17 protein-coding genes and 1 pseudogene are annotated in these 19,080 nt (G+C 74.5%); 10 read left to right on the top strand and 8 right to left on the bottom strand.

Annotated elements, in window-relative coordinates; genetic code table 11:
* The 3 genes from ACFQ87_RS26830 to ACFQ87_RS26820 all read left to right on the top strand — a co-directional run.
* A partial coding sequence (locus ACFQ87_RS26830) for an electron transfer flavoprotein subunit alpha/FixB family protein (protein WP_360509808.1) occupies positions 1-322 on the top strand: 322 nt, incomplete at its 5' end.
* A 193-nt stretch (positions 323-515) separates the two neighbouring features.
* Positions 516-1,937, top strand: coding sequence for an AMP-binding protein (locus tag ACFQ87_RS26825; protein WP_380613377.1), 1,422 nt, complete (start codon positions 516-518; stop codon positions 1,935-1,937).
* Positions 1,938-2,203: 266 nt separating this feature from the next.
* Positions 2,204-3,073, top strand: a complete 870-nt coding sequence (locus tag ACFQ87_RS26820) for a C40 family peptidase (protein ID WP_380613376.1) — start codon at positions 2,204-2,206, stop codon at positions 3,071-3,073.
* Positions 3,074-3,187: 114 nt separating this feature from the next.
* Here ACFQ87_RS26820 and ACFQ87_RS26815 read toward each other — a convergent pair whose 3' ends face one another.
* A complete protein-coding gene (locus ACFQ87_RS26815) occupies positions 3,188-4,102 on the bottom strand; it encodes a PfkB family carbohydrate kinase (protein ID WP_380613375.1) in 915 nt (304 codons plus the stop codon).
* Positions 4,103-4,491: 389 nt separating this feature from the next.
* Between ACFQ87_RS26815 and ACFQ87_RS26810 the strand changes: the two genes are divergently transcribed.
* Entirely contained in the window at positions 4,492-5,559 is a 1,068-nt protein-coding gene (locus tag ACFQ87_RS26810) for an NUDIX domain-containing protein (RefSeq protein WP_380613374.1), read from the top strand.
* Between the two features lie 163 nt (positions 5,560-5,722).
* Complete coding sequence (locus ACFQ87_RS26805; RefSeq protein ID WP_380613373.1) at positions 5,723-6,586, top strand: DUF4184 family protein; 864 nt, start codon at positions 5,723-5,725, stop codon at positions 6,584-6,586.
* Here ACFQ87_RS26805 and ACFQ87_RS26800 read toward each other — a convergent pair.
* Complete coding sequence (locus tag ACFQ87_RS26800; RefSeq protein ID WP_380613372.1) at positions 6,537-7,901, bottom strand: dipeptidase; 1,365 nt, start codon at positions 7,899-7,901, stop codon at positions 6,537-6,539. The two genes, ACFQ87_RS26805 and ACFQ87_RS26800, sit on opposite strands and share 50 nt — an antisense overlap.
* Positions 7,902-8,167: 266 nt before the next feature.
* Between ACFQ87_RS26800 and ACFQ87_RS26795 the strand changes: the two genes are divergently transcribed.
* The gene (locus ACFQ87_RS26795) at positions 8,168-9,358 is read left to right on the top strand and encodes a geranylgeranyl reductase family protein (protein WP_380613371.1); all 1,191 of its coding nucleotides are present in this window, start codon (positions 8,168-8,170) and stop codon (positions 9,356-9,358) included.
* 120 nt (positions 9,359-9,478) lie between these two features.
* Here the strand turns inward: ACFQ87_RS26795 and ACFQ87_RS26790 are convergent.
* Positions 9,479-9,715: pseudogene (locus tag ACFQ87_RS26790) on the bottom strand (glycosyl hydrolase family 18 protein); the annotation flags it as partial.
* A gap of 50 nt (positions 9,716-9,765) precedes the next feature.
* Positions 9,766-10,758 carry an ArsR/SmtB family transcription factor gene (locus ACFQ87_RS26785; protein ID WP_380613370.1) on the bottom strand — a complete coding sequence of 331 codons (993 nt, stop codon included), beginning with the start codon at positions 10,756-10,758 and terminating at the stop codon, positions 9,766-9,768.
* Positions 10,759-10,833: 75 nt separating this feature from the next.
* Here ACFQ87_RS26785 and ACFQ87_RS26780 point away from each other — a divergent pair, with 75 nt between their 5' ends.
* Positions 10,834-12,222: an MFS transporter gene (locus ACFQ87_RS26780; protein ID WP_380613369.1), complete on the top strand. Its 1,389-nt coding sequence runs from the start codon at positions 10,834-10,836 to the stop codon at positions 12,220-12,222.
* Positions 12,223-12,254: 32 nt separating this feature from the next.
* On the opposite strand, the gene ACFQ87_RS26775 is transcribed toward ACFQ87_RS26780, so the two are convergent.
* Positions 12,255-12,659 (bottom strand): RidA family protein, encoded by a 405-nt coding sequence (locus tag ACFQ87_RS26775; protein WP_380613368.1) that lies wholly within the window; start codon positions 12,657-12,659, stop codon positions 12,255-12,257.
* 139 nt (positions 12,660-12,798) lie between these two features.
* A complete protein-coding gene (locus ACFQ87_RS26770; protein WP_380613367.1) occupies positions 12,799-13,596 on the bottom strand; it encodes an ATP-grasp domain-containing protein in 798 nt (265 codons plus the stop codon).
* Positions 13,597-13,796: 200 nt separating this feature from the next.
* On the opposite strand from ACFQ87_RS26770, the gene ACFQ87_RS26765 reads away from it, so the two are divergent.
* Complete coding sequence (locus tag ACFQ87_RS26765; protein ID WP_380613366.1) at positions 13,797-14,570, top strand: enoyl-CoA hydratase family protein; 774 nt, start codon at positions 13,797-13,799, stop codon at positions 14,568-14,570.
* A gap of 72 nt (positions 14,571-14,642) precedes the next feature.
* Here ACFQ87_RS26765 and ACFQ87_RS26760 read toward each other — a convergent pair whose 3' ends face one another.
* Positions 14,643-15,434 (bottom strand): maleylpyruvate isomerase family mycothiol-dependent enzyme, encoded by a 792-nt coding sequence (locus tag ACFQ87_RS26760; RefSeq protein ID WP_380613365.1) that lies wholly within the window; start codon positions 15,432-15,434, stop codon positions 14,643-14,645.
* Positions 15,435-15,647: 213 nt separating this feature from the next.
* Between ACFQ87_RS26760 and ACFQ87_RS26755 the strand changes: the two genes are divergently transcribed.
* Positions 15,648-16,403 carry an acyltransferase gene (locus tag ACFQ87_RS26755; RefSeq protein WP_380613364.1) on the top strand — a complete coding sequence of 252 codons (756 nt, stop codon included), beginning with the start codon at positions 15,648-15,650 and terminating at the stop codon, positions 16,401-16,403.
* A 174-nt stretch (positions 16,404-16,577) separates the two neighbouring features.
* Here ACFQ87_RS26755 and ACFQ87_RS26750 read toward each other — a convergent pair whose 3' ends face one another.
* Positions 16,578-17,891, bottom strand: a complete 1,314-nt coding sequence (locus ACFQ87_RS26750) for a PucR family transcriptional regulator (protein ID WP_380613363.1) — start codon at positions 17,889-17,891, stop codon at positions 16,578-16,580.
* Between the two features lie 114 nt (positions 17,892-18,005).
* Here ACFQ87_RS26750 and ACFQ87_RS26745 point away from each other — a divergent pair, with 114 nt between their 5' ends.
* A complete protein-coding gene (locus ACFQ87_RS26745; RefSeq protein ID WP_380613362.1) occupies positions 18,006-18,986 on the top strand; it encodes an esterase/lipase family protein in 981 nt (326 codons plus the stop codon).
* Positions 18,987-19,080 lie beyond the last annotated feature (94 nt).

Raw genomic sequence — 19,080 nt, 5'->3', positions numbered from 1 at the left:
GGGCTTCGGCGTGGTCGAGGAGCTCGCGGACGCGCTCGGCGCGGCCGTCGGCGCCTCGCGTGCCGCCGTCGACGCCGGCTGGTACCCGCACAGCAACCAGGTCGGCCAGACCGGCAAGCAGGTCTCCCCGCAGCTCTACATCGCGGCGGGCATCTCGGGCGCCATCCAGCACCGGGCCGGCATGCAGACCTCGAAGACCATCGTGGCCGTCAACAAGGACCCCGAGGCCCCGATCTTCGAGCTGGTCGACTACGGCGTGGTCGGCGACCTCTTCCAGGTCCTGCCGCAGCTCACCGCCGAGGTGAAGGCCCGCAAGGCCTGATCCCGCGGACAGACCGCGGAGGGCGTGGCACCGGGTGCTCGGTGCCACGCCCTCCGTCGTTAGCCCCGGTCCGCAGGCGCCGGAGCGGCGGCCCGTAGAGTCGGTCCGACGGCGCGGGACGCGGCGACGTACGGCACGACCGTGTTCGGTGGGTTCGGCGAGACCAGGGTGAGACGAGGGCGAGGGCGGAAGCATGGCACTGCTGACGGCACTTCAGGGCGACTACGGCGACGCTGCGGACGCGCTGCGGATCGACGGTCGGGCGCTCTCCCGGGAGGACCTGCTGGGCGCGGCGACCGCCGTGGCCGACCGGGTGGCGGGGGCTCCCGCGCTCGCCGTGCTTGCAAGGCCCACCGTGGAGACGGTCACCGCCGTGGTCGGCGGCCTGCTGGCGGGTGTGCCGGTGGTGCCGCTGCCGCCCGACTCGGGGCCGAAGGAGCGCGAGCACATCCTGCGCGACTCCGGCGCGGCGCTGCTCGCGCACGCCGCCGGGGAGGCCGTGCCGGAGGGCGCTTCGGTGGAGGCCCTGCCGGTCGACCCCGCCGAGCGCTCCGCCACCGGTTACGCCGAGCCGGCCGCCGACGCGACCGGCTTCGTGCTCTACACCTCGGGCACCACCGGCGCGCCCAAGGGCGCGGTGATCCGGCGGGAGGCGATCGCCGCCGACCTGGAGGCCCTGGCCGCAGCCTGGCAGTGGACCGCCGGGGACACCCTCGTGCACGGCCTGCCGCTGTTCCACGTGCACGGGCTGCTGCTCGGCGTGCTCGGCGCCCTGCGCACCGGCAGTCGGCTGGTGCACACCGGGCGGCCCACCCCGGAGGGGTACGCGGCGGCGGGCGGCAGCCTGTACTTCGGCGTGCCCACCGTCTGGTCCCGGCTGGCGGCGGACCCCGCGGCGGCCGCCCGGCTGGCCTCGGCCCGGCTGCTGGTCTCCGGCAGCGCGCCGCTGCCCGTACCGGTGTTCGAGCGGCTGGCGGCGCTCACCGGGCACGCCCCGATCGAGCGCTACGGGATGACCGAGTCGCTGATCACCGTCAGCACCCGGGCGGACGGCGAGCGCCGCCCCGGCAGCGTCGGACTGCCGCTGGAGGGGGTGCGCACCCGGCTGGTCGGCGAGGACGGCGAGCCGCTGCCGTACGACGGGGAGAGCGTCGGTGAGCTGCAGGTCTCCGGTCCGACCCTGTTCAGCGGCTACCTCAACCGGCCGGACGCCGACGCCGAGGCCTGGACGGCGGACGGGTGGTTCCGCACCGGGGACGTCGCGGTGATCGGGCCGGACGGCTTCCACCGGATCGTCGGCCGCGCCTCCGTGGACCTGATCAAGAGCGGCGGCTACCGGATCGGCGCGGGCGAGGTGGAGGCCGCGCTGCGCGACCACCCGGCGGTCGCCGACGCGGCGGTGGTCGGCGCGCCGGACGAGGACCTCGGACAGGCGATCGTCGCGTACGTCATCCCGGACGGCGCCGTGACGGGGGAACAGCTGACGGCTTTCGTGGCCGAGCGGCTCTCGGTGCACAAGCGGCCGCGCCGGGTCGTGCTGGTACCCGAACTGCCCAGGAACGCACTGGGAAAGGTGCTGAAGAAGCAGCTGCTCGCGGAGGCCGAGGGCCGCTGATGACGGGGCGTCGGCCGACCTCCCGGTGACGGGTACTCATCCTGATGCCCCGTCGGAAACCACCGCCCGGGAAACCTTCCTTTGGCGCACTCCACTGCGCGCCGTGAGCGAACGCGTGCTTAACGTGACACACAGGCAGAACTGATCTGCCGAGCGAACGGACCGGCGATCCCGGGGCCTACCGCGTGTCCGCAGCAGTTTCCGCAGCCGCCCGTCCGGCGGCCGTTCGCACCAGTGCGTTCGAAGCAGCGAAGGAAGTCAGCAGGATGACCACCGTCAACACCAGCGTGCCGGATGTCGCCGACGAACCGACCGGGCAGCACGCCACCCCCGGCCGCTCCGGCGGACCCGCCCGCCCCTCGCGGGCCGCGCGGGTCCGCCGGGGGATCGCGATGGCGGCCGTGGTCGCGGTCGGGACCGGGGTGATCGGCCTCGGCACCGGCGTGAGCCCCGCGGCGGCGGAGCGGGCGCCGGCGCACGCCGGGTGGGACGGCTCGCGGTACTGGTTCAAGAACGCCCAGGGCGAGTGGCGCTGGACCACCCACTACGACATCTACCTGGCGCGGACCAGTGGCGCGAAGTCCTCGTCGACGTCGTCCGCGAAGTCGAGCGAGGGGATCAAGCAGGGCTGGGACGGTTCCCGGTACTGGTTCAAGAACAGCAAGGGCGAGTGGCGCTGGACCACCCACTACGACATCTACCTGGCGCGGACCGGCGGGTCCTCGTCCTCCTCCGGCTCCTCGGGCTCGTCCCATGACTCGGTGGCGGGGGACCGCAACGTCGAGGCCGCCGTGCAGTTCGCGCTCGCCCAGGTCGGCAAGCCGTTCATGACGGCGGGCAACGGGCCGGACGGGTACGACTGCTCGGGCCTGGTGCAGCAGTCCTTCCGGCGCGGCGGCATCGAGCTGCCGCGGATCGCCAACGACCAGTACGCGGCGACCACGCCGATCAGCGCGAGCCAGCTGCGCCGCGGCGACCTGCTGTTCTGGTCGCCGGACGGCACCCGGCGCGGGATCCAGCACGTGGCGATCTACCTGGGCAACAACCAGTACGTCGAGGCCGCGCGGCCCGGGACGAAGATCCGGATCTCGGGGATCAGCAAGGGGTACTACCCGGCGTACATGGGACGGCCGTAGCGGGGGCGCCGGTTCGGGCGCCAGGGGCGCCGGTGTTCGGCCCGGTGCCTCTGGCGTGCCTTCGTGCGCAGGACTCCGGGGGGCGGCCGGTGGCGTGCGTTCACGCGCGGGAGCTCAGAGGTCGGCCGGGCGGGGGAGGGCGCCGCGGGCGCCGAGCGCGGTGACGGCGAAGGCGCCGGCGGCCACGGCGGTGGCGGCTGCCTCGGGGAGGGCGGCGCCACGGGCCAGCCCAGCGGCGAGGGCGCCGCAGAAGACGTCGCCGGCGCCGGTGGTGTCGACCACCCGTACGGCGGGCGCGGGCAGCCTGGCGACTTCCTCCCCAGTGGCGACCAGGGCGCCGTCGCAGCCGAGGGTGACCACCGCCCCCTCGGCGTGGCGGGCGAGGGCGCGGGCGGCCTCGGTGACGGTCGCCGCGCCGGTGATCTGGCGGGCCTCGACGGCGTTGGCGACCACCAGGGGTCGGCGGCCGCCGGGGCCGGGGTAGGGCAGTGCCCCGGCCGGGGCGGTGTTGTGCAGCCAGCGGGTGCCGCCGTTCGGGCCCGCGGTGGGGAGGGCGGCGGCGGTGGCGCGGATGCACTCCGCGGGGACCTCGTTGCTGGTGAGGACCACGTCGACCGGGAGCAGGTGGAGACGGGCCAGGGCGGCGGTGACTTCCTTCGGGGTCAGTTCGGCGTTGGCACCCGGGACGACCACGATGCTGTTCTCGCCCGACGGGTCGACCATGACGATCGCCTGACCGGTGGGCGCGTCGGGGTGCGTGAGCACGGCGCCCGTCTGGACCTCCGCGCCGCGCAGATCGGCGAGCGCCGCCTCGCCGTCGGCGTCGCGACCGATCTTGGCGACCAGGTGGGTCGCCGCGCCCATCAGGGCCGCCGCCACCGCCTGGTTGGCGCCCTTGCCGCCGAAGCCCTGGCCGGCGGAGGTGGCCAGGACGGTCTCGCCGGGGGAGGGGAGCACGGGGCAGCGGAGGATCCGGTCGGTGTTGACCGAGCCGATGACGACGACCCGGCCGACGGGAAGCAGCTTCATCGTTCCTCTGTACGCGCCGGGGAGCGGGCGGCGCAAGAGGCACTCGCGGAGGCGGGCAGAGGAGATCAGGGGGGTGGGAGGGCGCAGGGGCGGCGCGCACGGCGTACGGGTGGGGCGCGCGGCGGAAATCGGCCGGTCCGACTTCCTGTGCGCACGGCGTACTGTCAGCGGGCGGCTTTGCGGTCGAACGGTCCGCATGCGTCCCGGCCCAGGCCCCTGGCCTGGGCACATGCCTCTGTCAAGGGGCGGGCCGGGGCGCGTGGGCGGGCGCGGCGGGCAGGTATGGGGAGCGGCGTGGCGCGGGTACCACCACGGGTGGCGCTGGTTCGGTCGACGGGGGCGCTGCCCGGTGCGTACGCCATCGGGGCAAGTCGAGGGCAGGGGACGTTGTGATCGTCTGGGTCAATGGCACATTCGGGGCGGGCAAGACGAGTGCCTGCCGCGAGCTGGTGGAACTGCTGCCCGGGAGCGTGCTCTTCGATCCCGAGCTGGTGGGCTTCGGCCTACGCCGGATGCTTCCGGCCGACCGGCTGGCGGCGGTGTCCGACATCCAGGACCTGGCGGCCTGGCGCCGACTCGTCCCCGAGACGGCGGCCGCGCTGCTCGGTGAGGTCGGCGGCCCGCTGGTGGTCCCGATGACCCTGCTCAGAGAGGACTACCGGGACGAGATCTTCGGCGACCTCGCCGCCCACGGGATCGCGGTGCACCACTTCGTGCTGGACCCAGAAGAAACGATCCTGCGCGACCGCATCACGCAACGCGAGGAGTGCCCGGGCGATCCGGAGGCCAGCGAGCGGGTCCGCAACTGGTGCCTGGAACACCTGGCCCGCTACCGGGCCGCCCGCCGCTGGCTGGTCGGCGACGCCCGGATGCTCGACACCAGCCGGCTCACCCCGCGCGAGACCGCGCACCGGATCGCCGAACTGGTCCGGGTCGGTGCCGCGCGCTGCCCGATCGTCCAGAGCCCCGACCCGACCGGGGACACCGTGGCCTCGGCGGTGCTGTTCTTCGACGAGCAGGAGCGGGTGCTGCTGGTCGACCCGGTCTACAAGCCCGACTGGGACTTCCCCGGCGGCGTGGTCGAACGCGGCGAGGCCCCCACCGACGCCGCCCTGCGCGAGATCGCCGAGGAGCTGGGGTTGCGGCTCGACCCCGCCACCCTGCGGCTGCTCGCCGTCGACTGGGAGCCGCGCACCGGCCCGCGCCGCGGCGGCCTGCGGCTGATGTACGACGGCGGGCTGCTCGACGACGCGGGCCGGCAGAACCTGCTGCTGCAGCAGGAGGAACTGCGCGGTTGGCGGTTCGTCACCCTGGACGAGGCGGCCGACCTTCTGCCGCCGAGCCGCTACCGGCGCCTGGCCGCGGCCCTGGAGGCGCGGCGGATCGGGGAGCTGCGGTACCTGGAGGCGGGGAGCAGGGTGGCGCTCGGGCTGGCCAGCACGGCGGACGCGGCGTAGGGCTGCGGTGGTCGGTGGGTGGGGCGGCTGCGGGGTGGCCCTTCGGCGGCCGGCCGGTGGGGCGGCTGAGGGGATGGGCCTGCGGTGGTCCGCCGGTGTGACGACTGCGGACCGGGCCGACCTCGGTTGGCCCGGCGGGCGGTGCGGGCGTCAGGATGGGGGCATGCCGTTCACGTTCAGTCATCCCGCCGCCGTCCTGCCCCTGCTGCGTGCCGCCGGGGAGCGAGGGCCTCTGGTGGCCTCGGCGCTGGTGGCAGGGTCGATGGCGCCCGATGTGCCGTTCTTCGCCGAGTCGCTGCTGCCCGGGGTCTACGAGCACGGCGGGCTGCTGCACCGCTGGTGGGCGGTGCCGACGGTCGACGTGGCGGTCGCCGCCGCGCTGGTCGCGGGGTGGCACGGGTTGCTGCGGGCGCCGCTGGTGGGGCTGCTGCCCGAGCGGTGGGCCGGCGCCGCCGAGGCGCTGACGGCCCGCCGGGCCGGTAGCGGTGGAAGCCGGGGGACAGACGCGGCGTGGTTCCTGGGGTCGGCGGCGATCGGCGCGGCCACCCACGTCGGCTGGGACGCGTTCACCCACGGTGACCGACTGGGCGTACGGCTGCTGCCCGTACTGGAGCGGAAGGCGGCCGGGGTCCCGCTCTACGAGGCGCTGCAGTACGGGACTTCGGCGCTCGGTCTGGCCGCGATGGCCGGCTGGGCGGCGCGTACGGTGCGGGCGGTCGAGCCGGTGCGCCCCGCCGTCCGGCCTGCGGCCCGGAGCCGGCGGGTGGCCGTCGCGGCGCTGGGCGCGGCGACGGCGGCCGGGGTGCTGCACCGGCTCAGCCCGCTCCGGCGGAACCTCGTCCCGGAGGTCTGCTTCGGCGCCGGGGCGGGACTCGCGGTGGGCGCGGTCGGCTACGCGGCGGTGCTGGCGGCCGCCCGCCGGTGGCGGGGCGGGCGGCCGGTGGCGGACCCGGAGGTCCGCACGGTCCCGACTGCCGTCAGGCAGAGCGCAGTTCGGCGTAGCGGCGCAGGAACAGGGCCTCGGTGAGGGCCATCCGCTCCAGCTCCTGCGGGTCGACGCTCTCGTTGACCGCGTGGATCTGGGTGGTCGGCTCCTCGACGCCGATCAGCACGATCTCGGCCTTCGGGTAGAGCGAGCGCAGGGTGTTGCAGAGCGGGATCGAGCCGCCCTCGCCGGAGGCGACCATCGGGGTGCCGAAGGCCTCGGCCATGGCCTCGCCCATCGCCTCGTACGCCGGGCCGCTGGTATCGGCGCGGAACGGGGCGCCGTTGCCCTGGCGCTCGATGGTCAGCCGGGCGCCGAGCGGGACCTGCGCCTCCAGGTGGGCGACCAGCGCGTCCTGGGCGGCGTCCGAGCTCATGCCCGGCGGGACGCGCAGGCTGACCAGCGCCTTCGCGGCGGCCTGGACGGAGGAGGTGGCGCCGATCACCGGCGGGGCGTCGATGCCGAGGACGGTGACGGACGGGCGGGCCCACAGCCGGTCGGCGATGGTGCCGGTGCCGGTCAGGGCGACGCCGTCGAGCACCTTGGCGTCGGCGCGGAACTGCTCCTCCGGGTACTGCACGCCCTCCCAGGTCTGGTCGGCGGTCAGCCCGGCGACGGCGACGTCGCCGTTCCCGTCGTGCAGCGAGGCCAGCATCCGGACCAGGCACTGCAGCGCGTCCGGGGCGGCGCCGCCGAAGGCGCCGGAGTGCAGGTTGCCGCCCAGCGTGGTGACCGAGGCCTCGACCACCGTCATGCCGCGCAGCGAGGCCGTCACGGTGGGCAGGCCGGCGGCGAAGTTGCCGGTGTCGCCGATGATGATGGCGTCGGCGGCGAGCAGCTCGGGGTGGGCCTCGGCGTAGCGCTCCAGGCCGCCGGTGCCCTGCTCCTCCGAGCCCTCCACGATGATCTTCAGGCCGACCGGGTAGGCGTCCCCGTACACCTGGCGCAGCGCCCGCAGGGCGGTCAGGTGCATCAGGATGTTGCCCTTGCAGTCGGCGGCGCCGCGCCCGTACCAGCGGCCGTCACGCTCGGTCAGTTCGAAGGCGGGGCTGATCCAGGCGGCCTCGTCGAGCGGGGGCTGGACGTCGTAGTGCGAGTAGAGCAGGACGGTCGGGGCGCCCTCGGGGCCGGGCAGCTCGCCGTAGACGGACTGGGTGCCGTCCGGGGTGTCCAGCAGCTGGATCTTGGTCAGGCCCTCGGCGGCGAAGGCGTCGGCGACCCATTGAGCGGCCTTCTGGCACTCCTCGACCGGGAACTGGCGCGGGTCGGCGACCGACGGGAAGGCGACCAGTTCGGCGAGGTCGGTGCGGGCACGGTCCATCAGGGACCGGACGGCGTCGGCCAGGGGCTGTGACATCGGGGCTCCGAGGGGTCGGGTCCGCCCGTGGGGTGGTACGGGCGGAGGGGTCGGGTTGGGGTACCGCCGATCATAGGCGGAGGCAATTGTCGGGTGGTGCGGCGTCCGGGTGGCGGTGCGGACGCATAGGATTGCTCGACGTGACTGACTCCGGAAGCTCCGATTCCCGTACCCCGCTCGACCGTACGACCGCGTCGGTAAGAGATGAGGCGTCCGCGCAGGTGTCAGCGGCGTCTCCGCAGGCGTCGGCGGCTTCGGCGGATTCGGTGGCCTCGGTGGGACAGCTGGACGGCGTCTGGGACGTGGTGGTGGTCGGCGCCGGGCCGGCCGGGGCCTGCGCCGCGTACGCCGCCGCCGCGCAGGGCCGCCGGGTGCTGCTGCTCGACAAGGCCGAACACCCCCGTTACAAGACCTGTGGCGGCGGCATCATCGGCCCCTCCCGGGACAGCTTGCCGCCGGACTTCGAGCTGCCGCTGCAGGACCGGGTGCACGCCGTCACCTTCGCGTACGACGGGCGGTACACCCGGACGCGTCGTTCCAAGCGGATGCTGTTCGGCCTGGTCAACCGGGACGAGTTCGACCTGCGCCTGGTGCAGGCGGCCAAGCAGGCCGGGGCGGTGCTGGTCACCGGAGTGACCGTCACTGGGGTCGAGCAGCGTGGCGGTGACCACCGGACGGCGGTGGTCACCGCGGCCGACGGGCGCAGCTTCGAGGCGCGCGCGGTGGTCGGCGCGGACGGCAGCGCGAGCCGGATCGCCCGGCACGTGGGCGTCACCTTCGACCAGATCGACCTGGGCCTGGAGGCGGAGATCCCCGTCCCGCCGCAGGTGGCCGCCGACTGGTCGGGCCGGATCCACCTCGACTGGGGCCCGCTGCGCGGCAGTTACGGCTGGGTGTTCCCGAAGACCGAGTCCAGCAGCCTGACCGTGGGCGTCATCTCGGCACGCGGCGACGGCGAGCGGACCAAGCAGTACCTCGCCGACTACATCCGGCGGTTGGGCCTGTCCGGCTTCACCCCGCAGGTCGAGTCCGGGCACCTGACCCGGTGCCGGGCCGAGGACTCGCCGCTCTCCCGCGGCCGGGTGCTGGTCGCGGGCGACGCGGCCGGGCTGCTGGAGCCGTGGACCCGTGAGGGCATCTCCTACGCGCTGCGCTCGGGCAGGCTGGCCGGTGAGTGGGCGGTGCAGATCGCGGAGGCGGGCAACGCGGCGGCGGTGCGGCGCGAGGCGCTGAACTACGCGTTCGCCGTCAAGGCCGGGCTGGGCGTGGAGATGCGCGCGGGCAAGCAGCTGCTGGGCGCCTTCGAGCGGCGGCCGTACCTGTTCCACGCGGCGGTCTGCCTGGTGCCTGCCGCCTGGCGGGCCTTCGCCCGAACCACCCAGGGGCACACGAGCTTCGCGCAGGTGCTGCGGCAGTACCGGGCGGCGCGGCGGCTGGCGGCGATGGCCTCGCGGTAACCGATCTGCTGCCGGGTGGGGCCGGCGTTCCTCCGCTCAGCGGAGTGAACGCCGGCCCCGTTCGCTGTGCGGGGTGGACTATTCGAGGCCGGCTACTTGGGTCCGGCTATTTGAGGCCAGCTACTTGAGGCCGGTGCCGAGTGCGGTCATGAGGGTGCCGGACGGGGTGTCGCCGGACATCTCCCAGATCATGCCGCCGAGCAGGTTCTTCGACTTGAGGTAGGCCGCCGTCTGGACGATGGACCAGGCATCGTCGAAGGTCCACCACTGGCCGCCCGCGCCCGTATAGCCGTACGTGGCAACGGACTTGGGGTCGTGGTAGACCGTGAGGCCGGGGACGCCGCTGATGAGGTCGTTGTCGGTTGTCGGTTGGCGCCGGTCGTTCGCCGCCGGTCGTTCGCCGCCTGTTACCGGCCGCCGGTCAGCTCGTCCCCGAGCACGCTGCGCCGGTACAGCACCGAGCGGCCGTGCCGGGCGCGGGTGACCAGGCCGGTGGCCGCCAGGACGGACAGGTGCTGGCTGACCGCGCCCGGGGTGACGCCGAGGCGGTAGGCGAGGTCGGTGGTCGAGGCAGGCTCGGCGAGCAGGGCCAGCAGCCGGGCTTTCGGGGCGCCGACCAGCGACTCCAGGGCCGCCGACGCCACCGGCGCGTCCGCGCCCGCGCCGCCCATGGCCGCCTGCCCGCGCGCCGGGTAGGAGATCTGCGGCTCCCGGTCCCTGCTGATCATGGTGATCGCCCCGCGCACGAAGCAGGTCGGGCTGAGGACCAGCCCGCGCCCGTCCACGGCGGTCTCCACGTCCCCGTCCCCCCAGTGCCGGTTGATCGACAGTACGCCGTTCGCCCAGTGCAGCCGGTGGTCCAGGTCCGCGAACAGTGCCGCCGCGCCCTGCTGGGCGAGCACCCGCGCCCGGTAGATCAGGTCCGCCTCCAGCACCGCGCGGGCCTGCGGCCACCAGCCGGGCGCGAGGCACGCCTCCCAGTACTCCTTCAGCGCGTCGGAGATCCGTGCCAACAGCCGTGCCGGATCGGCGAGTCCGTCGTCGAGCAGGGCGGGCAGCGGCTGCCCGTGCGACAGAAAGGTCAGCTCCAACTCGCCGCGCAGCAGCTCCGGCGGCAGCGCGCGCACGACGGCCAGCTCGGCGCGGAAGTCGCCGGCGGCTGCCGTCGGTCGGGGCGTCAGGAAGTCGGGGACCCAGCGGTTCTCGGCGACCAGCGCGAGCAGCAGACGGCGCGATTCCAGCCGCTCGAAGGAGGGCCGGAGCTGCTCGAAGGCCCTGGTCTGGAGCGGGTAGACGCCCGGGTGGGTCCACATCCGCAGGCTGAGCACCGCCTCGTGGATCGGGGAGACGGCGAACCAGGTGGTGGCGAGGTCGGCCAGCCGGAGTGTGAAGCGGTGCACGCACGTCCCCCTCGTAAGATTCAGCCAGAGCCTAAAGGAATACCCCTGGCGGCCTGCTGGCGGTGGGATCAGGGCATGACCACCAAGCCGGCGGAGTCCTCCGCGCCGTCCTTCGTCCTGCCCACGCACAACCCGGGTGGCCGCCTTCCCGCGGCTCTCCGGCGTCGTCTTCACCCCGATCCGACGGTCCGTCGGCTGGCCGGGATCACCCTCGTCAACACGGTGGGCAACGGCCTCTCGTTGTCCGTCGCGGTGCTGTTCTTCACCCGGGTCCTCGGCCTGAGCGCCGCCCAGCTGGGCGGCGGGATGACCGCGGCCGGCCTGTGCGGGGTCGTCGCCAGCGTGCCGGCCGGTCGGGCCGCCGACCGCTGGGGCGCCCGGAGGGTGCTGGTGGTGCTGGTCGGGGTGGAGGCGGTCGGCACCGCCGGGTACGCGTTGGTGCACAGCTACCCGGCCTTCGTCGCACTGGCCTGCGCCGTCTCCGCCGTCGACCGGGGGTCGGCCGCCGTGCGGAACGCGCTCTACGCCGAGGTCCTGCCGGCCGATACCCGGGTGGCGGGCCGGGCCTACCTGCGGGTGGTGACCAACGTCGGCATCTGCGTGGGGACGGGGCTCGGCGCGATCGCGCTCCAGCTGGACACCCGGCCGGTCTACCTGGCGGCGATCCTGGCCGACGCCGTCTCCTACGTGGCCGTCGCGGTGCTGTTCTACCGCCTGTCCGCCCTGTCCGCCCTGTCCGCCCTGGCCGGCCCTTCGTCGGCCGAGCCCTCGGCGAAGTCCGCGACGGTGACCAACTCCGGCACGGCGAACCCGTCGGATCCCGGGGGCAAGGGCGTCAAGCAGGGCCGACGGCGCAACCCGGCACTGCGGGACGGCCCGTTCCTGGTCGTCACCGCGTTGTGCTCCGTCCTCGGCCTGCAGTTCGCCGTCCTGGAGGTGGGCGTTCCGCTGTGGATCGTCCAGCAGACCGACGCGCCGCGGATCACCGTCGCCGGCGCCCTGATCGTCAACACCCTGATGGTGATCACCCTGCAGGTGCGGGCCACCCGGGGCACCGAGGAGCGGACGGCCGCCGCCCGGGCCTGCCGTCGCGCCGGACTGGTGCTGGCCGCCTCCTGCCTGGTCATCGCCTTCGCGCACGGCCTGCCCGGGATCCTCGCCGCCGTGGTGGCGCTCGCGGGGATCGCGTTGCAGTCGCTGGCCGAGGTGATGGGCCAGGCGGGCGGCTGGGCGCTGAGCTACGACCTCGCGGGTGAGGGTGAGCACGGCGCCTACCAGGGCGTGTTCAACGCGGGTTCGGCGGCCACGATGATGGCCGGCCCGGCGGTGGTCAGCACCGCGGTGATCGGCTTCGGGCTGGTCGGGTGGGCCGTGCTGGGCGCGGTGCTGGCGGCGGCCGGCCTGACGATGGGCCCCGCCGTCCGGTGGGCCGGACGGCGGGAGCTGCGGCTCCGCGCGGCGTGACCGGCGGCTGCTCCGAGCGGCGTGAGCCGTCGTTACTCCCGGACCACCGCCATCGCCTCGATCTCGATCAGCACGTCCGGCCGGAACAGTGCCGCGACCTGCATGGCCGAGGCGGCCGGCAGCGGCAGGTCGCCCAGGTACGCGTCGCGGGCCTCCCGGATGGCCGGGAGATGGGCGATGTCGGTCATGAAGAAGGTGAACTTCACGACGTCGGAGAAGTCGGCCCCGGCGGCGGCCAGGCAGCGGCGCAGGTTCTCGAAGACCTGCCGCGCCTGCGCCTTCGGGTCGCCCTCGCCGACCAGGTTCCGGTGCTCGTCGAAGGCGACCTGGCCGGAGACCTGGACCAGTCGGCCGGTGCCGGTGACGACCTGGGTGTAGCCCGTCCCGGGAGCGACGCCGGGTGGCTCGGTGATGTGGGTGAGGTGCGTGGTGGTCATGGCGCATGATCGTGCGCCATCGCGTGTCCGGACCGCAAGCGATTCCCCTTGGCGGCCGGCGGGTTGGCCAACGGACTGGCCTACGGGCCGGCCGACCAGCCGGACAACTGGCCGGCCGACCGGCTGGCCAGCTGGTCGGTCAGCGCAGCACTTCGGGCAGTTCGCTCCGGAACGGCCGGTCGGTGGCGGGAAGTTGGGCATCCGGTCCGGCCGAGCGCAGCACCGCGTCCAGGACGGTGTCCGGCTCGGCCGCGTAACCCCCGCTGGCCCAGGCCGCGTTGGCCTCGACCACCGCCCAGCCGTGGTCGGTGCGACCGACGTCCACCACCACCGCGCTCGGCAGCGGGGCTTGCGAGGCGGAGGCAGCCAGCACGTCGTGGGTGAAGGCCAGCACCTCGGAGCCGTCCCGCCCGAGCGGCCCGACGGACAGCTCGCCGTCCACCGCGTAGCGCGAGCCGGCTCGCACCGTGCTGTCCAGGACGAACAGCCGGTACTCCGTGCGGAACCGCACCACCTCGCTCACCAGTACCGGGGTGTCGCCGTCCAACAGCTCGGGCCCGGGCAGCGCGCCGCCGTCCGGGTAGACCCGGGCGGCGAACAGCTTGTCGGCCGGCGGCTTCACGAAGGCCGGGCCGTGCAGCCCGCGGGCCTCGGCCAGCGTGGTGGCGGACACCCGTCGTCCGGTCAGCGCGAGCGGCAGCCGGGCCAGCCAGTCCTCGGCCGGCTCCAGCAGGGCGAGGCCGAGCTCCCGTCCGACCGCGTCGGCGAACAACGGCCCGCCGTACACGTGCACCGGCGCACCGAGCAGTTCGCGCGGGGCCTGCCAGGACGTCGCGGTGTGCGCTCGCAGGCCGCGCAGTCCGGCGGCGGTGCGCAGCTGGAGGCCGGTCTCGTTGATGCGCGGCGCGAGCAGCAGGACGGGGGATTCGGGGATCACGCCGCCCATGCTGCCGGGAGTGCGGCGGCCGCCACCAGCGGTTTTCCGCCCGGCCACCGGGCGGTTGGCTCCGGCTGGAGTGCGGTTGGCTCTGGCCGAGGGGTGGGTGGGCGTGCCAGAGTCGTCCGGGCGCGGTCCGGGCACCCCGGCCCCGCGCCCGCAGTCCGACCCACCCTCAGCCGGAAGGCAGGCCCACACCGATGACCAGCGCAGAGCCCCTCGTCCGCGTCAGCACCGTCGACGCCGTCACCACGCTCACCCTCGACTCGCCGCACAACCGCAACGCGCTCTCCTCCCGCCTGATGTCCGAGCTGCACGCCGGACTGGCGGTCGCGGCGGCGAACCGGGACGTCCGCGCGGTGGTGCTCACCCACACCGGCAAGGTGTTCTGCGCGGGCGCGGACCTCTCCGAGGCGACCGGCGCGGACCCGACGGTCGGCCCGCGCGGCCTGGTCGAGCTGCAGAAGGCGATCGTGGACTGCACCAAGCCGGTGATCGCCGTGGTCGACGGGCACGCCCGGGCCGGCGGCCTCGGCCTGATCGGTGCGGCGGACCTCGCCATCGCCGGACCGGCCGCGACCTTCGCCTTCACAGAGGTCCGGCTCGGCCTCGCGCCCGCCGTCATCTCGCTGCCGCTGCGCCCCAAGCTGGACCCGCGCGCCGCCTCCCGCTACTACCTGACCGGCGAGGTCTTCGACGCCGCCGAGGCGGCCCGGATCGGTCTGCTCACCCGGGCCGCCGAGTCCACCGAGGACACCGGGGTGGTGCTGAAGGGCCTGCTGGACGCGCTGCGCCAGGGCTCGCCGCAAGGGCTGGCCGAGTCGAAGCGGCTGGCCAACGCCGAGGTGGTGCGCTCCTTCCAGCGCGACGCGGACGAGCTGGTGCAGCTGTCGGCGCGGCTGTTCGGTTCGGCGGAGGCGCAGGAGGGCATGCGGGCGTTCCTGGAGAAGCGGGCCGCTGCCTGGGTGCGCTGAGTCGGCGTACGACTGGCCGAGTCGGCTCGGGATCGGCTGACTCGGCTCAGGATCGACTGACTCGGCTCGGGGTCAGCCGATCGCCGCGGTGTCCCGCCAGAGGTCGAGCAGGTCCCGGTCGCCGCTGACCTCGACCTGCCCGGCCTGCTCGGACAGCCCGCCCCGCTCGACCTGTTCGACCGTCAGCCGGTTCCAGAGCAGCAGGTAGAGCTGGTGGGCCGGTCCGGTGAGGGTCAGGTCGGCCTGCTCGGGGCGCTCCTCGGTGCTGACGGACAGCGGCTCGTGGGTGATGGTCAGGCGCCAGGAGCCGGGGCCGTCGGTCGTCCGGACCTGGACGGTGCGCAGGCGGTCGCTGCGCACCTTCGACCGGCTGCGGACCATGAAGCCGCGCAGCAGCTCGTCGATGCCGTCCAGGGCGAGCGCGGTGTCCACGGCCGGGCCCGGCGAGCCGGCCGCCGCGTCGGCGTCGAAGCGGTGGACGGCGGTCTCGTGCGCCTGGCGCCGGGCCCAGAAGGCCAGCGGGCTGGGTGCGGGCAGGAAGCTCCAGCACTCGACCTCGGCCGGGGCCTCGGTGAGCGTCGCCACCAGTGCGGCGTGGCCCTCGTGGAACCAGTCGAGCAGTGCGGCGTCCGAGGGCGCCGGTCCGACGGCCTCCTGCTCGCCCGCCGGGTCCAGCGGTGCCCGCAGGCCCCTCGACGGGTAGGTGGCGGCCCAGCGGTGGACGTGGCCGACGTGCCGCAGCAGGTCGCCCAGCCGCCAGTCCGGGCAGGTCGGTACGGGGGCGGCGAGGTCGGTGCGGGCGGCGGCCTCGGTCAGCAGGGTGCCCTCGCGGCGCAGCGCGTCGATGTGTGCGGAGATCTCCATGGGACGGAGTCTTTCACCGCCTCCCGCCGTCGGTGGCGGATTTCGGACGGCCCTGGGGTCGGCGCGGGTGCGGCGGGTGAGGCCGGAGCGGCGGGGCAGGTGATGCCGGTGTGGGTGGGGCCCGTGAGACCGGTACGGCTGGGGCCGGTGGAGCTGGTGTGATGTCGACCTCCCGGCGACCGGGCGGACGCTACGGACCGGTAACGTGAGCGCATGCCGATAAGCCGTTCGCTTCTCTCCGCCGTCCGGACCGGTGGCCGCCGGGCCGCCGGACGCGTCGTCCACCGGGGCTGGCGCTGGGTGCAGCGGACCGGCGCGGTCACCAACCGGAACCCGGGCCCGTACCGGTTCGGCGAGCTGGGGGACGGCACGACCCTCGCCTTCCCGCTCGGGGCGGTGTTCAACGAGCAGTGGATCACCATCGGGCCGTTCTCGATCATCGGTGAGCGGGTCACCATCAGCGCGGGCTTCCTGCCCGGCCTCGACCTCGGGCCGGAGCCGATCGTGCGGATCGGCGGCGGCTGCGTGATCGGACGGGACAGCCACATCGTCGGCCACCAGTCGATCGTCATCGGCGACGACGTCTGGACGGGGCCCGGCGTGTACGTGAGCGACCAGGCGCACGAGTACCGGGACACCGAGCTGCCGATCGGCAAGCAGTGGCCGCGCAACGAGCCGGTGGAGATCGGCGCGGGCAGCTGGATCGGCACCGGCGCGGTGATCATGCCGGGGGCACGGATCGGGCGCAACGTGGTGGTCGCCGCAGGGGCCGTGGTGCGCGGCGAGGTGCCCTCCCACTGCGTGGTCGCCGGAGCGCCCGCCAAGGTGGTGCGCAGCTGGACCGAGGAGGAGGGCTGGCAGCCGCCGCTGCGCCACGAGCCGCCCCGGCCGGTGCCGGACGGGGTGACGGCGGAGCAGCTGCGCGCCCTGGTCGGCTGGGACCTGCGGCTGCCGGGGGAGCAGGGCTGAGGGCCGTCCGTCCGGCTCTTTCGTTCTGTCGATCTTTTGGCCGTTGGCTCCTGATCTCCGACGATCGGTCGGCCGGGGTGCCGTTTGCTCGCCCACGCCTCGCTGTACCGCTGATCCCCGCTCGTCCCCGGCACTCGCGTCACCGTTCCCGGCGGCGCGGGTGCCGGGGTGTGACTAGCGTGCCGGGGAGGACTGTTCGGCGGCGCGCGCGGCGATGGCCGCGGTGATCCGCAGGACGTCGGCCGGGCGGGACGGGTCCAGGCCGGTGAGGACGGCGATCCGGCGCAGCCGGTAGTCCACGGTGTTCGGGTGCAGGTGCAGGGCGCTCGCGGTGTGGCGGCGGTTGAGGCCGCCCGCCAGGTGGGTGCGCAGGGTGGTGAGCAACTCCCCGCCGTCGGCGAGCGGTTCGAGCAGCGCGGCGAGCCGGGAGCGGGCCTGACTGGGCCGGGTCAGTTGGTACTCCAGCAGCACGTCGTCGAGGCGGTGCAGACCGGTCGGACGGCCGAACGCCCTGGCCACGTCCAGGACTTCATAGGCGAGCGCAGCCGCGCCCGGCACCTCGGCCGGTGCCGCGGCGGCCGCCCCGGCGAGCACGGGCACCCCGGCGGCGCGGGCCGCGGCGGCGAGGGTGGCGGCTAGCTGCGGCCAAGGGGCTTCGGGGGCTGTGCCGTCGGCCGGCTCGGGTTCCGGGTCGAGCGGGACCAGGACCAGGCCGCCCGAGGGGGTGAGCGCGGTGAGCGCCGACTGCCGGGTGCGGTGGTCGAGTTCGGCGACGAAGCGACGCAGCTTGCGGTGGGCGGCGATGGCCGGATCGACGCCTGGGGAGTGCTCGTCCGGGTGGTCGGCGAGGGCCAGGCAGAGCGCCGCGTAGCCTGCCGGAAGCCGGACGCCCGCCCGGGCGGCGGCCTCCTCGGCGGGGGTGCCGGCAAGCAGTGCGGTGAGCAGGGACTGCCGGGCGGTGGAGTGTCGGTCCCCGGCCGGGCGCCGGCCGTCCAGGTAGCCGGCGCCGGCGGCGGCGGTGGCCTGGCGGAGCTGGTCGAGTAGCAGCCGGTTGAGCACCAGCAGGTCGGCGGCGTCACCGGCGTGGGCGTCGCGGGTGACGAACTCCCAGCAGACCTCCAGCCCGAGGTGGTGGGCGAGCAGCACGGCGTCCAGCGGCAGGCCCTCCTCGGCGCGGCGCGCGGCGGCCTCCCGTACGGCGGTGAACTCCTCGGCGGGGGCGGGGAGTCCGGTGCGGACGGCGTGGGCGAGTGCGCGGATGCGGCGTTCGGTGTCCCGGGTGAGCTCGCCGGTGAGCTGCTCGCGCGGGAGGCGGCGGTAGACCGGCACGCGGTCCAGCAGGGCGGCGACCACGCCCTCGGCCAACTCGCGGACGCCGCCGAGGAGTAGTTGGTCGGCCGGGCGGTCGCCGATCAGCGGTACGCGCCAGGTCGGCGTGGTTTCGGGGATGTCCGGGGGCGTGCAGTGGGGTGCGTTGTGACCGGTCACAGAGAACACCGTCCAGGTCTGGGGAACGCCCAAGGGCCGGGCCGGAGGGGCGACCGCATGATTGAGCCACTCGGGTTACCTGTTGGTAACAAACTTCCGCTGTGGAGGCAACAGTTGAGAACCCCACTTCTCCGCTTCCCCGCAACTCCCTTGCGCCGTCGGCTCGGCGGATCCTTCGGCGCGGCCCTGCTGGCGGGTGCGCTGCTGGCGGGGGCGACGGCGGGCCCGGCCTCGGCCGCCCCGGCCGCCGCCGCGACCCCCGTCGTCGTGAGCCCGGCCGTCACCGCCGCTGCTGAACTTCCCCCCGACGGAGACTCGGTGGCCTCGCCGCCCGGCGCCAACGACTGGAACTGCCGACCGACCGCCGCGCACCCCAACCCGGTGGTCCTGGTGCACGGCACCTTCGCCAACCGCTACGAGAACTGGCTGGCGCTCTCCCCGCTGCTGAAGGGCCTCGGGTACTGCGTCTTCGCCCTCGACTACGGCACCATCCCCGGCATCACCTCCACCGGCAGCGGCCTGCTGCTGCCGATCGGCGGGCTCGGGCCGGTGCCCGCCTCGGCGGCCCAACTGGCGAGCTTCGTCGACCTGGTGCGCAACGCGACCGGTGCGGCCAAGGTCGACATCGTCGGACACTCGCAGGGCGGCATGCTGCCGAACTACTACCTGAAGTTCCTCGGCGGGGCCTCGAAGGTCGACAAGCTGGTCGGCCTGGCGCCGTCCAACCACGGCACGACGCTCGACGGGATCACCAAGCTCGCGCCGTACTTCCCGGGCGTCGCGGACCTGATCTACACGGTCTGCCAGGCCTGCCGTGACCAGGCGGTGGGCTCCGACTTCAACCGGGCCATGGCGTCCCGACCGGACACCGTGCCCGGGGTGAGCTACACGGTGATCTCGACGGTGTACGACGAGGTCGTCACCCCGTGGCAGACCCAGTTCCTGACCGGGCCGGACGTCGACAACGAGGTGCTGCAGGACCACTGCCCGATCACGCTCGCCGAGCACGTGGCGATCGCGTTCTCGCCGACGGCGCTGCACCTGGTGACCAACGCCCTGGACCCGGGGCACGCCACGCCGGTGCTCTGCGGCTGAGCGCCCGCGGCGCTCTGTGCGCTCGCTGCGGTCGCGGCGAGCGCCGCGACCGCCCGTGCCCCGGCTGCCCCCGGGGCACGGGCGGTCTCATTTC

Origin of the sequence: Kitasatospora sp. NPDC056531, from assembly GCF_042794375.1 — a bacterium.
Lineage (GTDB): Bacteria > Actinomycetota > Actinomycetes > Streptomycetales > Streptomycetaceae > Kitasatospora.
Note: the sequence above shows the minus strand (reverse complement) of the source record. Positions and strands in the feature narration are given on the sequence as shown.